Origin of the sequence: Pseudarthrobacter sp. C4D7 (assembly GCF_013359725.1) — a bacterium.
GTDB lineage: Bacteria > Actinomycetota > Actinomycetes > Actinomycetales > Micrococcaceae > Arthrobacter.
The window spans coordinates 128196-142165 of record NZ_JABFMW010000001.1; the positions used below are offsets into that span (position 1 = coordinate 128196).

Sequence of the window (13970 nt, forward strand, 5' to 3'; positions counted from 1 at the left end):
AAGCACATGACCGTTTACGCACAGCCGGGAACCGACGGTTCGAAGGTCACCTTCAAGGACCGCTACGAGAACTGGATTGGCGGCGAATGGGTGGCCCCGGTGAAGGGCCAGTACTTCGAGAACGTCACGCCGGTGACGGGCAAGGCGTTCTGCCAGGTGGCCCGCGGTACGGCGGAGGACATCGAGCTCGCCCTGGACGCGGCGCACAAGGCCGCACCCTCCTGGGGAAAGACCTCCGTGGCGGAGCGCGCCGCCATCCTGAACAAGATCGCGGACCGCATCGACGAGAACCTCGAGATGCTCGCCGTGGCCGAAACCTGGGACAACGGCAAGCCCATCCGCGAAACCCTCAACGCCGACCTGCCGCTGGCCTCGGACCACTTCCGCTACTTCGCCTCCGCAGTCCGCGCCCAGGAAGGCAGCCTGTCCCAGCTCGATGACAACACCACCGCCTACCACTTCCACGAACCGCTCGGCGTGGTGGGCCAGATCATCCCCTGGAACTTCCCCATCCTGATGGCTGTCTGGAAGCTTGCTCCCGCGCTCGCCGCCGGCAATACCGTGGTGCTCAAGCCCGCGGAGCAGACGCCGTCATCAATCCTGGTGCTGATGGAGCTCATCGGGGACCTGCTCCCCGCCGGCGTCCTGAATGTGGTCAATGGCTTCGGCGTGGAGGCCGGCAAGCCGCTGGCGTCCAGTTCCCGAATCCGGAAGATCGCGTTCACCGGTGAAACCACCACCGGCCGGCTGATCAGCCAGTACGCCAGCCAGAACCTCATTCCCGTCACCCTGGAACTGGGCGGAAAGAGCCCCAACATCTTCTTCAATGATGTTGCCCAGGAGAACGACGCCTTCTACGACAAGGCCCAGGAGGGCTTCGCCCTCTTCGCCTTCAACCAGGGCGAAGTGTGCACCTGCCCCTCGCGGGCACTGGTGCAGGAAGACATCTACGAGTCCTTCATGGCGGACGCCGTGGCCCGGGTGGAGAAGATGATCCAGGGCAACCCGCTGGACACCGAAACGCAGGTTGGCGCGCAGGCCTCCAACGACCAGCTTGAGAAGATCCTGTCCTACATCGACATCGGAAAGCAGGAGGGCGCCAAGATACTCACCGGCGGCGCCCGCGCAGAACTTCCCGGCGACCTCGCCGGCGGCTTCTACGTCCAGCCCACCGTGTTCGAGGGCCACAACCGGATGCGGATCTTCCAGGAGGAGATCTTCGGCCCCGTGGTGGCGGTGACGAAGTTCAGCGACTACAACGACGCCATGGGCATCGCCAACGACACCCTGTACGGCCTGGGTGCCGGCGTCTGGTCACGCAACGGCAATGTGGCCTACCGCGCCGGCCGTGAGATCCAGGCCGGCCGCGTCTGGGTCAACAACTACCACGCCTACCCGGCAGGTGCTGCCTTTGGCGGCTACAAGTCCTCGGGCATCGGGCGCGAGAACCACGCCATGATGCTGGACCACTACCAGCAGACCAAGAACCTGCTGGTCAGCTACGACGAGAACAAGCTGGGCTTCTTCTAGGCCAGCCCGCACCACTACAACGACGCAAGGATTTCGCCAATGACGACGACAATGCAAGCAGCAGTAGTAACCGAATTCGGCGCCGACCTCACGGTCAAGGACATCGCCATTCCCCAGCCTGGCCCCGGACAGGCGCTGGTGAAGGTCCTGACCACCGGGGTCTGCCACACCGACCTCCACGCCGCGGAGGGCGACTGGCCGGTCAAGCCGTCACCGCCGTTCGTTCCCGGCCATGAGGGCGTGGGCGAAGTGGTTGCCCTCGGCGACGGGGTGTCCGATCTCGCGGTCGGTGACCTGGTCGGCAACGCCTGGCTGTGGTCGGCCTGCGGTGACTGCCAGTACTGCCGGACCGGATGGGAAACCCTTTGCGAAGCGCAGCAGAACGGCGGCTACAGCGTGGACGGGTCCTTCGGCGAATACATGCTGGTGGACTCCCGGTTTGCGGCCCGCATACCGGCGGGATCCGACCCCGTCGAGGTGGCGCCGGTGCTGTGCGCCGGCGTCACCGTCTACAAGGGCCTGAAAGTGACCGAGGCCCGGCCGGGGCAGTGGGTCACCATATCGGGCATTGGTGGCCTGGGGCATATTGCCGTGCAGTATGCCGTGGCCATGGGGCTGCGTGTCGCCGCCGTGGACATCGCCGACGACAAGCTGGCCCTGGCCAAGGCCCACGGCGCCGAGCTCACGGTCAACGCGCTGCACGAGGATCCGGTCGAAGTGATCCAGCGGGAAACAGGAGGGTGCCATGGAGTGCTGGTTACGGCGGTGCACCCGTCGGCGTTCGGACAGGCCATCGGCATGGCCCGGCGCGGCGGAACCATCGTGTTCAACGGCCTGCCGCCGGGGGACTTTCCTGCGCCGATCTTCGAGATTGTGCTCAAGGGCCTGACCGTCCGCGGTTCCATCGTGGGCACGCGGCAGGATCTTGAGGAGGCCCTGGACTTCTATGCCCGGGGCAAGATCCACCCCACGGTGTCCGTGCGGGAGCTGTCCGAGGTCAACGCGGTGTTCGATGAGATGAAGCACGCCAAGATCGACGGCCGCGTGGTGCTGAGGTTCTGATGCCCGCTGAAGCGTTGGCCGCTGCCGTGACGCTGCCCGGGGAAGACTTTTCCCGGGTGGCGCTCACGCCGGCTGCCGTGGACCTGCTGCGGACGCTGTGGGAACAACATGGGCCCCTCATGTTCCACCAGTCCGGCGGCTGCTGCGACGGGTCCTCGCCCATGTGCTACCCGGCCGGGGACTTCATCACCGGGGACGCTGACGTGCTGCTTGGGCTTTTCGACCTGGCCGAGGGGCTGCAGCCCATGCCGCTGGAATTCTGGATGTCCCGGGAGCAGTTCAACTACTGGAGCCACACCCACCTGACCATCGACGTGGTGCCTGGCCGGGGGAGCGGCTTCTCCGTTGAGGCGCCTGAGGGTAAGCGCTTCCTGATCAGGTCAACACTGATGGATTGGCCATCCTAGGAAGTTCGATCAAAACCCGCTCGGGGCTCTCCATTCGGAGGGCCCTGAGCACTTTGGTGGAACAATGTTCGGCCGTGAGGACGTCTCACTATTCGGGACGATTGGGACCGTCCAGTGGATGGACACTATCGTTGATAGGTCTGTTTCCCTCACAAACCAGGATTGTGACCCCCAATGAACCTTCTGCGGACAAAATCCATTGAGCAGTCGATTGCCGACGCTGATGAGCCCGGACGCAAGCTAAAGCGTTCCCTCAGCACCTGGGACCTCATGATCATGGGCGTCGCCGTTGCTGTCGGCGCCGGTATCTTCTCGGTCGGTGCCAAGGCCGCCGCCAACTTTGCAGGTCCTGCGGTGACGCTCTCCTTCGCCATCGCCGCCGTCACCTGCGCGCTGGCCATCATGTGCTACGCGGAGTTCGCCACTGCCATCCCCGTGGCCGGATCTGCCTACGTTTTCACATACGCCACCATGGGTGAGCTCCTCGCCTGGATCATCGGCTGGAACCTGATCCTCGAACTCTTTACGGCCGCTGCCGTGATCGCCAAGTACTGGGGCATCTACCTCAGCAAGGTCTTTGCCCTCACGGGCCTGGACGTTCCGCCGGCCATCTCGCTGGGCGGCGTGGACCTCTACTGGGGCGCGTTCCTGATCGTGGCCATCTTTACGGTGCTGCTGGTGCTGGGCACCAAACTCTCCGCCCGGGTGGGCAACATCTTCACCCTGATCAAGATCGCCGTGGTGCTGTTCGTGATCGTGGTGGGCTTCACCTACGTGAAGATCGAGAACTACAGCCCGTTCGTTCCGGCAGCCGAGCCCACGGCCGGCACCGGCACCGCGGACGTCCTGAAGCAGTCCTTCTTTGGCTTCCTGACCGGTGCCGTCCCCGCCCAGTACGGCACCGCAGGCATCTTTGCCGGTGCCGCCCTGGTGTTCTTCGCCTTCATCGGCTTCGACGTGGTGGCCACCTCCGCTGAAGAGGTCAAGAACCCGCAGAAGACCCTGCCCCGTGGCATCTTCGGCGGCCTGGCGCTGGTGACCTTGCTCTACATCCTGGTGTCCCTGGCCCTGACCGGCATGGTGTCCTACACCCAGCTGGCCGAGGCCAAGAGCCCCACCCTCACCACCGCCTTCGAGGCCGTGGGGGACACCACCGCCGCCAAGGTCATCGCTTTCGGTTCGCTGGTGGGCCTGACCACCGTGATCATGGTGCTCCTCATGGGCCTGTCCCGCGTGGTGCTGGCCATGAGCCGGGACGGACTGCTGCCGCGGTCGCTGTCCAAGACGAGCGACAAGCGTTCGACGCCCGCCCGCCTGCAGATCATCTGCGGTGCCGCGGTGGCACTGGTGGCCGGCCTCACCAATGTGGACCTGCTCGAGGAAATGATCAACATCGGTACGCTGTCCGCATTCGTGGTGGTCAGCCTGGGCATCCTGGTGCTCCGCAGGAAGCGCCCGGACCTGAAGCCTGCGTTCCGCGTCCCGTTCGGCAAGGTAGTCCCCGTGGTGTCCGCGGTGCTGTGCCTGTACCTGATGACCAACCTCGCCGTGGAGACCTGGATCTTCTTCGCGTTCTGGCTGGTGCTGGGCCTGGCCATCTACTTCGCTTACGGCCAGCGGCACTCGCGGCTCAATGAGCGGTTCGCCGATGCGAACGCATCTGTCAACGGGGCACCCACCGCCGCTTCCCGTGAAGCTGCGGAGCCCGATGACGAGGACGAGTTGAGCCGGACCTGACGGTCCGCCGCACGAGTTAGTGACCTGCCCGCCCGGCCTGCGCCGGGCGGGCAGCCGCATTTCCGGGCGGTTACGGCGCCGCGTACCGGCCCACCCACTCCACGAGCGGCCGCAGCTGCCGCCACCGTTCCGCGATGCGGTCCTTCGCGGCCGGCGTGGACACCCACTCCGGCTGGCCCACCTCGACACCCGCGGACAGCGATTTATGCTTGAGCAGTTCGGCGCGGGGGTGGTCCTTGTCGAAACCGCGCGGGACGGTTTTCAGCGTCTCGCCTTCAATGGCAAAACCGGCACCTGCTACGGCATCCACAATCTCCTGCAGGGCAGCGCCGCTGGCGGAAGCGTCGGCGGCCGCGCGGAACCGTGCCAGCTGGGCGGGAGTATGGGAGTGGTAGCCGCCGCCGATCAACAAGCCATCGGCGTTGATGTGGAGATAGAAGCCCACGCCTTCCTGGCGTGTGGCGAAGGCCCCCTGGGCAGTCTTGTACGGTGACTTGTCCAGCGAAAAGCGGATGTCCCGGTTGGGGCGGAACAGCTTGGCAGGTCCAAACTCGGGCTCCAGCTCAGAGAGCAGGAGGGTGAGCGGCTCCTTGACCGACCCGTCATACGTTGCCTTGTGTTCCAGCCACCAGTCGCGGTTGTTGTTGTCCTCCAGCTGCGCGTAGAAGCGGAAGGCTTCCCGGGGAATGCCTGCGAAAGTGTTCATCTACGGAGACTAGGTCCGCCATCGGCAACCGGCCAGATCCCCGGCACCATATGTGCACAACCCGGGCCGGACAGCAGAACACCCCGCCACGGAGGTCCATGGCGGGGTGTTCTTCAGTTCAGCCGGCAGGAAGCTGGTCAGCCGATCTTGTTGGCAGACTCTGCATCCGAGGTGGGAGCCGACGGGGCAGCAGCTGCGCCAAGGTTGGCGCGCAGCTTGGCGCCCAGTTCGGCGTCGACGTTGGTCCAGTACTGGATGGCGCGCTCCTTGATGTCGGGGCTCTGCACACCGCCCACTGCGCCGGTGATGGTCTCCAGGAAGCGGGCCTTGGCCGCATCGTCGTAGACCTCGCGGTACAGCGTGCCGGCCTGGACGAAGTCGCCGTCCTCGGCGTGGAGGGTGTGCGCGGCGAGGGTCAGCTCGCCGTCGTTCTCCCAGCCGCCGGCCGGGTTCTGCGGCTCAACGGCAGCCGGGCCGCCCACGGAGTTCGGCGCGTAGACCGGAACGGAGGGGGCGTTGAACAGGTATCGTCCCTGCCCGTCCTGGCTGTAGTTGTTGACCTGGTTCTTGGGCTGGTTCACCGGGATCTGGGCGTGGTTGGTGCCCACGCGGTAGCGGTGTGCGTCCGCGTAGGAGAAGATGCGGGCCTGCAGCATCTTGTCCGGGGAGGCGGCGATGCCGGGCACGAAGTTCGACGGCGCGAAGGTGGCCTGCTCGATCTGCGCGAAGTAGTTCTCCGGGTTCTTGTTCAGCTCCATGGTGCCCACCTTGATCAGCGGGTAGTCCGAGTGCGGCCACACCTTGGTCAGGTCGAACGGGTTGAAGCGGTACGTCTTGGCATCCTCGTACGGCATGACCTGCACGTGCAGGTCCCAGGACGGGAAGTTGCCGGCGGCGATGTTCTCGGACAGGTCGCGGATGTAGAAGTCCGCGTCGGAGCCGGCAAGCTGTTCGGCCTGCTCGGAGCTCATGGAGTTCACGCCCTGGTTGGACTTGAAGTGGTACTTGACCCAGAAGCGCTCGCCCTCGGCGTTGATCCACTGGTAGGTGTGCGAGCCGTAGCCCTGCATTTCACGCCAGGAGGCCGGCAGGCCGCGGTCACCCATGAGCCAGGTGACCTGGTGGGCGGACTCGGGGGACAGGGTCCAGAAGTCCCACTGCATGTCGGCGTCGCGCAGGTGGGTGCCCGGCAGGCGCTTCTGGGAGTGGATGAAGTCCGGGAACTTGATGCCGTCGCGGATGAAGAAGACGGGGGTGTTGTTGCCCACGAGGTCGTAGTTGCCCTCGCTGGTGTAGAACTTCACGGCGAAACCGCGGGGATCGCGCCAAGTGTCCGGGGAACCGTTCTCGCCGGCCACGGAGGAGAAGCGGATCAGCATCTCGGTCTCGGCGCCGGGCTGCAGGAACGCCGCCTTGGTGTACCTGGAAATGTCCTCGGTGGCCTTGAACGTGCCGAATGCACCGCCGCCCTTGGCGTGCACTACGCGCTCCGGAACCCGCTCACGGTTGAACTGGGCGAGCTTTTCCACCAGGTAGTGGTCAGTCAGGATGATGGCACCATCGGCACCAACTGACTTCGAGTGTGCGTCGGACGTAACCGGTGCACCTGACTGGGTTGTGGAAACGGCAGTCATTGTTCTCCTATTTCTCTTTTTCTTGCGAGGGACTGTGGGGAGGAAGCTGTTGGGCCTGCTGGCATTCCTGGCAGATGCCCTGGTACATGACGTCCGCGATCTGGATGGTCATCGGCTTGGCGTCCGGGTTCCAGTGCGGCGTGAGGCAGGGGGCGTGACCGACGGCGCAGTCCACGTCCTCCACGCGGCCGCAGCTGATGCAGATGGCGTGGTGGTGGTTGTCGCCCACGCGTGTCTCATACAGTGCGGGGGAGTGCGGCGGCTCGAACCGGCGCAGCATGTGCAGGTCCGTCAGGTCGCCCAGGACCACGTACACGGACTGGGCCGTCAGTTCGGGCAGTTCGGTCCGGGCCGCGGCGAGGATGCTTTCGGCAGGGGAATGCGGGTGGCGTTCGACGGCGGCGAGTACAGCGAGCCGCTGCTTGGTCACCCTGCGTCCGTGGGCGCGCAGGGCTGCAGCCCACGCGTCCTGGCCGTCAAAGTGCTCCGTCATGGCTCCATTGAAACACTTATTATTAATAACTCACAATAAGGCTCGGCTTACCTTTCCTCCCTCCCCGCTAGTGTTGCGGGGTGGGGAAAATACTTGCCGATGTCACGCCGCTCAGGGAAAGCCCCGCATTCCGCCGGCTGTGGCTGGGATCGGCGGTGTCCGCCGTCGGCAGCCAGCTGACCCTGGTGGCGGTGAGCCTGGAGGTGTACCGCCTGACCCAGGACAGCTTCTACGTGGGCCTGCTGGGGATCTTCGCCCTGGTGCCCCTGGTGGTTGGCGGCCTGATGGGCGGGTCCATCGCTGACGCGCACGACCGCCGCCGCATCGCACTGCTGGCCTCCACCGTCCTCTGGCTGACCACCGGGCTGATCGCGCTGCAGGCCTGGGTCCAGTTAGGCAACGTGTGGGTCCTGTACCTTCTGGTGGCACTGCAAAGCGGCGCCCAGGCCATCAACCAGCCGGCCCGCAGCGCCATCATCCCCATGCTGATCCGGAAGGAACTCCTGCCGGCCGCCAACGCACTGAGCATGCTGTCTCTGGGCCTTGCCATGACCGCCGGTCCACTGCTGGCCGGAGTCCTGGTGGCCTGGGTGGGGTTCGGCTGGACGTACACCCTCGACTTCGCCAGCTTCGCGTTTGTCCTGTGGGCCGTCTATCTGCTTCCGCCCATGCCGCCGGCCGGCAAACGCAGCAAAGTAGGGATCCGGTCCGTGGTTGAAGGATTCCGCTTCCTGGGAACGCGGCCCAACCTCAGGATGACCTTCATCATCGACCTCGTGGCCATGATCCTCGCCCAGCCCCGGGCCCTCCTTCCCGCCGTTGCCGCGCTGACAATCGGCGGCGGCGAGGCCACCGTGGGCATCCTGCTGGCGTGCACCGCCGTCGGGGCTTTCCTGGCCGGCCTGTTCTCCGGGCCGCTGGGCAGCGTGCGCCGCCAGGGGACCGCCGTTGTGGTGTCTGTCATGGGCTGGGGCGCGTCGATCGGCGCGTTCGGCCTGGTGGTGCTGCTCGCCGGGCCGGCGCCGGACGGGGCGGCGACCCTGTGGCTGCTGCCCGCCGCCGCCTGCTGCGCGCTGGCCGGGATCGCCGACTCCATCAGCAGCGTCTTCCGCAACACCATCCTGCAGGCCGCGGCCCCGGACCACCTGCGCGGACGGCTGCAGGGCGTATTCATTGTGGTGGTGGCCGGCGGCCCGCGGATCGGTGACCTGCTGGCCGGCGGCGCGACTAAGCTCTTGAGTGAGGGCTGGGTCCTGCTGGTTGGCGGTGCGCTGTGTATCGCGGGGGCGTGGCTGGCGGCGAAACTGCAGCCCGGTTTCCGGAAGTACGATGCCCGGAACCCGGTGCCCTAGCAAGCCGTTCCTTAAGCAAGGAGGAAACGTGCACAACCATCACAACGGCCTGAAGACCGCGGCACTGTTCGGCGTGCTGTGGGCGGTGCTGCTGGGCCTGGGCGGACTGATCGGAGTCGGCACCCGCAGTTCGGCACCCATCTGGATCATGGCGCTGATCGGCGTCGGCACCACGTTCTACGGGTACTGGAACAGCGACAAGATCGCCATCCGCTCCATGCAGGCCTTCCCGGTGACCGAAGCCCAGGCGCCGCAGCTGTACCAGATTGTCCGCGAGCTCTCCATGCGCGCCAACCAGCCCATGCCGCGGATCTACGTCTCGCCCACCATGAACCCCAACGCCTTCGCCACGGGCCGCAACCCAAAAAATGCCGCCGTCTGCTGCACGGAGGGCATCCTGCAGTTGCTGGACCCGCGCGAACTCCGCGGCGTCCTGGGCCACGAGCTGATGCACGTCTACAACCGCGACATCCTTACCTCGTCCGTGGCGGCCGCCGTCGCAGGCGTGATCACTTCCGTGGGCCAGATGCTGCTGTTCTTCGGCGGCGGCGACCGGCGCAACGCCAACCCGCTGGCCATGATCGCCATGGCTTTGCTGGCACCCTTTGCGGCATCACTGATCCAGATGGCCATCTCCCGCACCAGGGAGTACGACGCCGACGAGGACGGGTCGCAGCTCACGGGCGATCCGCTGGCGCTCGCCTCAGCCCTGGCCAAGATCGAGCGCGGCGTCAGCATCGCCCCGCTGCCGCAGGACCAGCGGCTGGTCAACGCCTCCCACCTGATGATCGCCAACCCGTTCCGCGGCGGGGCCATGAACAAGCTGTTCGCCACCCACCCGCCCATGCGGGACCGGATCGCCCGGCTGGAGCGGATGGCGGGCCGGCAACCGTAGCCGGGAACCCGCCGTCGGACGTGGCGCGTGGTGACACGCATCTGCCCTGCCGACGCGCCCAGTCGCCCGTGACGCGCAAAAAGGCTGGCGCACCCCGAATCCGGGGTGCGCCAGCCTCTTTGCGTGTCGTCCAACTGGTTGCGCGTCGAAAACGACGGCGGCGGGTGACTAGCTGCGGAAGTTCACAAACTGCAGGTCCGCTTCCTCGAAGTCCTTCAGCAAAGCCATGGTGGCCTGCAGGTCATCGCGGGACTTGGAGGACACGCGCAGCTCGTCGCCCTGGATCTGCGACTTGACCGACTTGGGTGCTTCGTCGCGGATGAGCTTGTTGATCTTCTTGGCCAGGTCCTGGGCGATGCCTTCCTTGATGGAGGCTTCCAGGCGGTACTCCTTGCCCGAGGCGTAGGGTTCGCCCTCGTCCAGGGACTTCAGCGAGATGCCGCGCTTGATCAGCTTGGACTGGAAAACGTCCAGGACGGCCTTGACGCGTTCTTCCGAGTTGGCCTTCATGAGGATCTTCTCGCCGCTGAAGTCGATCTCCGCGCCGACGCCCTTGAAGTCATAACGCTGGGCGATTTCCTTCTGGGACTGGTTGAGCGCGTTGGCCACTTCCTGCTTGTCCACTTTGCTTACGACGTCGAACGTTGACTCGCCTGCCATGACTCTCCTTAGTTGATGGGAGCCCCGTGCGGGTACAGGGCCTGGATGACTGGCATCCAGCCTAGTACGGATGCCTGCGCCGGTGGGGGCCTGCCGATTCACAGTTCCCTCTCAGCGGAAGCACTGTGGGAACGAAGCCGGGCTGGCGAGGGTTGGAGCAGATGCACCGCAGTTGAAGGGAACACCATGCACCGCCAAGCCGCCCGATACGTCACCCGGACCACCAATGCCGCGGCGGGGGCGGTGGCCACGGCGGCATCGTCGGTGGCGGCGGCGGCAGTGGCGGCCTCCATTGTCTTCAGTCCCGTGGCGGATGCCTCTGCGCGGATGGAAGGGGTCCGGGCGGACCTGCAGCGGGCGGTGCAGCTGAACCAGATCACGGCGGAGCAGGCGTTGAGCTTTGAAGCCAAGCTTGCGGGGCGGATCTTCGGCGGGGCGTAGTGCCCGGTTTCCCGCCGCCAGTTCGCGGCGGAAGGGGCTGCGAAGGGCCCGATTCGATTCTTCGCCGGAAGTTCTGTAAAGTGTTCTTGCCCGCGGTTACTGAAGCGGAAAGGACCGGAAACGTTCCTTCCCAACACTGCATCGGCGGGTACTTCCTTTGAAGTTCGGCAGATTACCCGAGCGGCCAAAGGGGGCTGACTGTAAATCAGCTGGCAACGCCTACGGGGGTTCGAATCCCTCATCTGCCACCCAAGGAAAGCCTCCGGAACCATCAGGTTCCGGAGGCTTTTTTGTGCCCGGCACTGCTCGTGGGTACTCCGAAACAAGCCTCCATCCGCCGTCGACACCCTCTTGGTGCGGGCGTAATCTGGCAGCATCGGCGCATGTGCTCCGATGCCCTGCGTCGATATTCCATCGATGAAGGAGGATTCAATGAGTGCCGTACGTGAATTCATGACCACTGATGCGCGATGTGTCGGGGAAAATGAGTCCCTTCTGGAGGCAGCCCGCTTGATGCGGGACCTCGATTGCGGAGCCCTCCCGATCTGCGGTGACGACGGCAAGTTGAAGGGCATGATCACCGACCGTGACATTGTGCTCAAGTGCGTTGCCGCCGGACGCGACCCGGGCCAGACCATGGCCGGCGACCTCGCCGCCGGCAAGCCGTTCTGCATTGACGCCGACGCCAATGTCGATGCAGCCATCGACATGATGGAGCAGCACCAGATCCGCAGGTTGCCGGTGATCTCGGACCACAAGCTGGTAGGCATCATCAGCCAGGGCGATATTGCGCGCAACTACTCGGAACAGCGCGTGGGCGAACTGGTGGAGCATATTTCAGAGCGCCACGGGGTGTAGCGCGTCATGGCCTTGTCCGCGGATCCGGGCCGTGAAGGTCCGGACCCGCGGACAAGCTTACGAATCCCGGCAGTTCAGTTCAGTGCAACCAGGAGCATGGTGCTGGTTCCTGGAATGCAGGTCTGCAGGATCGCCCGCGGAAAGCCGCCGAAGACCGCGATGACGTCGTTGGTGGTTCCGGGATTCGGGACCGTGCCCCGGCCGGTCACCGTGTACGTTCCGTAACCCGGGATGCTCACGGTCTCACGCACGCCGATTCCCGAGAACCGTGCCCAGCCACCGCAGAAATCGTGTTCGGTGATAAAGAGCGAGTAGCCGTCGTTGGGGGTGTAGTGGATCGGTCCGATGCAGGCGTCCACCATGGACTGGCCGCCTGAACCGGCCACGTAGATGGTCCGGACGGCTGGAGCCGCCGGCGCTGGAGCCGCCTGCACCGCCGCTGCCGGGGCGGGCGCCTGGGCGGCAACCGGTGCAGGGGCAGGGGCAGGGGCTGCAACAGCGGCCGGAGCAGGTGCCGGCTGGGCAACTGCGATGGGCGGGCCCGTCAACAGGAGCGTTTCGCCCGGGTAGATGATGCTGAAAGCACTCAATCCGTTGGCCGCGAGCATGGCATTCATGTCCACGCCATAGGCGGCCGCGATCGCCCCGACGGTGTCGCCCGGCACCACCGTATACAGGTTGGGGTCGCCGGCAGGTGCAGGCTCCGCGGCTGGCGCGGGTGCCTCCGGAGCCGGTTCCGCCGGTGCTTCGGCGGCTGGCGCAGGCACCGGTACAGGCGCCTCCGCGGCCACCGCTTCCGCAACTGAAGCCCCACCGGGGGCGGCTGCGGGTGGTGCCGGGGCGGCGGTGCTGACCGGCTGCGGTGCGGGGGCGCCGGTCACGTGGGCCGCCGCCGTCGTGCTGCCGTTGAGGGGCGCGGGCGGCGCCGCTATGGCGCCTACGCCCACCGCGGCCACCACCGCGGCTGTGGCCATGCCGGCCCATAACTTATTGCTGATGGCTGGCCGTCCGGTGGACAGATCGGTCCTGGGTTCGTCGGTGGCGAAGCTCCTGCTGGGGCCTTCGGGGGAGGGGAGGGGAGGCTGGTTCATGGGTTGCCCATCTGGGGTCGGTCCCCGCTGCGGCGTTGCAGTGCCCGCCGGAACGCTGGACGGAGCGCGATGTTGGTGCGCCGCCGGGCCCGGCTGGTGCCGGAAGCCGGGGGCGGCGCGGGTTGGAGGCGTCCGCATACCCAGAAGATGCGGACCTCCGCGTGGTGACAGGTTTTCCCGGAAGCCACCCGGGGACCTGTCGTTGCGTGGTGATCCTAGGAATCCCGAGTCTAGGAATGGCACCAGGCCGGAACATCAGTAGGGCTTACCCGACTTTTTCGGCGCGCTACTCGCCAGGAACGGAACCGCTACTCGATGCCGCGGAAGCTAAGTACCTGCTGCTATTACAGTGGCCGGCGTTCCCGCAATTCCGCGATCTCCCGCCGCAACAGGGCGATCTCGCCGGCCAGCTCAGCCACCTCAACCCGCACCGGTTCCTCCACGGCCTCGGCCACGGTTTCAGCCGTGTCTTCCACCCTCTGGACCAGCCAGGAGGCGATGGAGGCCGTCACCACACCCAGGACGGCGATCCCGCTCATCATGAGGGCAGTTGCCACCAGGCGTCCGATGGGGGTGACCGGGTACATGTCCCCGTAGCCCACCGTGGTGATGGTTGCGGTGGCCCACCAGAGGGCGTCGCCGAACGTGGTGATCTTTGCCTCGGGCGCCCACTGTTCCACATCCAGGACGGCGAGGGCGCCCACGAACACCAGCAGGGCCGCGGACGCCGCCACGTACGTGACCACCCTGCCGCGGAGCGTCTCGCCCACGGTCCGGTGCAGCACGGACAACAGTGTCACCAGGCGCAGCAGCCGCAGCGGCCGGAAGAATGGCAGGGCCACGATCACCAGCTCGTGCAGGTTGCGGACGAACCACTGCCTGCGGTTCTCCGCCAGCCACAGGTTTGCCGAGTAGTCCAGCACGAAGACGCACCACGTGACCCACATGATGCCCTCAAGCCAGTCCGCCCCCGTGCCTTCGATGCGGCCGATCACCTGCCACGCGTAAGCGGCCAGGAACACCAGCGCCGTAGCCATCAATGGCCATTCCGCCAGGTCCCGGTAGCGTTGCTGCGTCATGCACGAAATCCTACGGGGCGGCGGC

14 protein-coding genes and 1 tRNA gene are annotated in these 13970 nt (G+C 65.9%); 9 read left to right on the forward strand and 6 right to left on the reverse strand.

All coding sequences use genetic code 11. The features are described from left to right. The first annotated feature begins 6 nt into the window (after window positions 1-6). From HNO81_RS00605 to HNO81_RS00620, 4 genes are all read left to right on the forward strand, one after another. On the forward strand, window positions 7-1530 hold the full coding sequence (locus HNO81_RS00605) for an aldehyde dehydrogenase family protein (protein ID WP_175316229.1): 1524 nt from the start codon (window positions 7-9) through the stop codon (window positions 1528-1530). A 39-nt stretch (window positions 1531-1569) separates the two neighbouring features. Beyond that, on the forward strand, window positions 1570-2592 hold the full coding sequence (adhP, locus tag HNO81_RS00610) for an alcohol dehydrogenase AdhP (protein ID WP_175316230.1): 1023 nt from the start codon (window positions 1570-1572) through the stop codon (window positions 2590-2592). Continuing rightward, entirely contained in the window at window positions 2592-2999 is a 408-nt protein-coding gene (locus tag HNO81_RS00615) for a DUF779 domain-containing protein (protein ID WP_175316231.1), read from the forward strand. The genes adhP and HNO81_RS00615 overlap by 1 nt, the downstream gene beginning before the upstream one ends. A gap of 174 nt (window positions 3000-3173) precedes the next feature. Beyond that, window positions 3174-4736, forward strand: a complete 1563-nt coding sequence (locus HNO81_RS00620; RefSeq protein WP_175316232.1) for an amino acid permease — start codon at window positions 3174-3176, stop codon at window positions 4734-4736. Window positions 4737-4806: 70 nt separating this feature from the next. On the opposite strand, the gene HNO81_RS00625 is transcribed toward HNO81_RS00620, so the two are convergent. The 3 genes from HNO81_RS00625 to HNO81_RS00635 form a co-directional block, all read right to left on the reverse strand. Continuing rightward, the gene (locus tag HNO81_RS00625) at window positions 4807-5442 is read right to left on the reverse strand and encodes a DUF2461 domain-containing protein (protein ID WP_175316233.1); all 636 of its coding nucleotides are present in this window, start codon (window positions 5440-5442) and stop codon (window positions 4807-4809) included. Window positions 5443-5579: 137 nt separating this feature from the next. Beyond that, complete coding sequence (locus tag HNO81_RS00630; RefSeq protein WP_175316234.1) at window positions 5580-7076, reverse strand: catalase; 1497 nt, start codon at window positions 7074-7076, stop codon at window positions 5580-5582. Window positions 7077-7083: 7 nt separating this feature from the next. Beyond that, window positions 7084-7569, reverse strand: a complete 486-nt coding sequence (locus HNO81_RS00635; RefSeq protein ID WP_141182171.1) for a Fur family transcriptional regulator — start codon at window positions 7567-7569, stop codon at window positions 7084-7086. A gap of 80 nt (window positions 7570-7649) precedes the next feature. Here HNO81_RS00635 and HNO81_RS00640 point away from each other — a divergent pair, with 80 nt between their 5' ends. Together HNO81_RS00640 and htpX are read left to right on the forward strand one after the other, a co-directional pair. Then, complete coding sequence (locus tag HNO81_RS00640) at window positions 7650-8921, forward strand: MFS transporter (protein WP_175316235.1); 1272 nt, start codon at window positions 7650-7652, stop codon at window positions 8919-8921. A gap of 28 nt (window positions 8922-8949) precedes the next feature. Next, window positions 8950-9816, forward strand: coding sequence for a zinc metalloprotease HtpX (gene htpX, locus HNO81_RS00645; protein WP_175316236.1), 867 nt, complete (start codon window positions 8950-8952; stop codon window positions 9814-9816). Between the two features lie 168 nt (window positions 9817-9984). Here the strand turns inward: htpX and HNO81_RS00650 are convergent, their stop codons facing one another. Beyond that, window positions 9985-10476 (reverse strand): YajQ family cyclic di-GMP-binding protein, encoded by a 492-nt coding sequence (locus HNO81_RS00650; RefSeq protein ID WP_159631240.1) that lies wholly within the window; start codon window positions 10474-10476, stop codon window positions 9985-9987. A 186-nt stretch (window positions 10477-10662) separates the two neighbouring features. Between HNO81_RS00650 and HNO81_RS00655 the strand changes: the two genes are divergently transcribed. From HNO81_RS00655 to HNO81_RS00665, 3 genes are all read left to right on the forward strand, one after another. Then, the gene (locus HNO81_RS00655; protein WP_175316237.1) at window positions 10663-10917 is read left to right on the forward strand and encodes a hypothetical protein; all 255 of its coding nucleotides are present in this window, start codon (window positions 10663-10665) and stop codon (window positions 10915-10917) included. A 166-nt stretch (window positions 10918-11083) separates the two neighbouring features. After that, a tRNA-Tyr gene (locus tag HNO81_RS00660) sits at window positions 11084-11165 on the forward strand. A 184-nt stretch (window positions 11166-11349) separates the two neighbouring features. After that, window positions 11350-11775, forward strand: a complete 426-nt coding sequence (locus tag HNO81_RS00665; RefSeq protein ID WP_175316238.1) for a CBS domain-containing protein — start codon at window positions 11350-11352, stop codon at window positions 11773-11775. Between the two features lie 74 nt (window positions 11776-11849). On the opposite strand, the gene HNO81_RS00670 is transcribed toward HNO81_RS00665, so the two are convergent. Together HNO81_RS00670 and HNO81_RS00675 are read right to left on the reverse strand one after the other, a co-directional pair. Next, window positions 11850-12866 (reverse strand): LysM domain-containing protein, encoded by a 1017-nt coding sequence (locus tag HNO81_RS00670; protein WP_175316239.1) that lies wholly within the window; start codon window positions 12864-12866, stop codon window positions 11850-11852. 344 nt (window positions 12867-13210) lie between these two features. Beyond that, window positions 13211-13945, reverse strand: coding sequence for a potassium channel family protein (locus HNO81_RS00675; RefSeq protein WP_175316240.1), 735 nt, complete (start codon window positions 13943-13945; stop codon window positions 13211-13213). Window positions 13946-13970 lie beyond the last annotated feature (25 nt).

Bases quoted from the DNA above. Each gene is read 5' to 3' on its own strand.
- HNO81_RS00635 (WP_141182171.1), bottom strand. From the start codon at position 7,569: ATGACGGAGCACTTTGACGGCCAGGACGCGTGGGCTGCAGCCCTGCGC.
- HNO81_RS00630 (WP_175316234.1), bottom strand. From the start codon at position 7,076: ATGACTGCCGTTTCCACAACCCAGTCAGGTGCACCGGTTACGTCCGAC.
- adhP (WP_175316230.1), top strand. From the start codon at position 1,570: ATGACGACGACAATGCAAGCAGCAGTAGTAACCGAATTCGGCGCCGAC.
- HNO81_RS00625 (WP_175316233.1), bottom strand. From the start codon at position 5,442: ATGAACACTTTCGCAGGCATTCCCCGGGAAGCCTTCCGCTTCTACGCG.
- HNO81_RS00605 (WP_175316229.1), top strand. From the start codon at position 7: ATGACCGTTTACGCACAGCCGGGAACCGACGGTTCGAAGGTCACCTTC.
- HNO81_RS00665 (WP_175316238.1), top strand. From the start codon at position 11,350: ATGAGTGCCGTACGTGAATTCATGACCACTGATGCGCGATGTGTCGGG.
- HNO81_RS00615 (WP_175316231.1), top strand. From the start codon at position 2,592: ATGCCCGCTGAAGCGTTGGCCGCTGCCGTGACGCTGCCCGGGGAAGAC.
- HNO81_RS00650 (WP_159631240.1), bottom strand. From the start codon at position 10,476: ATGGCAGGCGAGTCAACGTTCGACGTCGTAAGCAAAGTGGACAAGCAG.
- HNO81_RS00655 (WP_175316237.1), top strand. From the start codon at position 10,663: ATGCACCGCCAAGCCGCCCGATACGTCACCCGGACCACCAATGCCGCG.
- HNO81_RS00620 (WP_175316232.1), top strand. From the start codon at position 3,174: ATGAACCTTCTGCGGACAAAATCCATTGAGCAGTCGATTGCCGACGCT.
- HNO81_RS00675 (WP_175316240.1), bottom strand. From the start codon at position 13,945: ATGACGCAGCAACGCTACCGGGACCTGGCGGAATGGCCATTGATGGCT.
- HNO81_RS00670 (WP_175316239.1), bottom strand. From the start codon at position 12,866: ATGAACCAGCCTCCCCTCCCCTCCCCCGAAGGCCCCAGCAGGAGCTTC.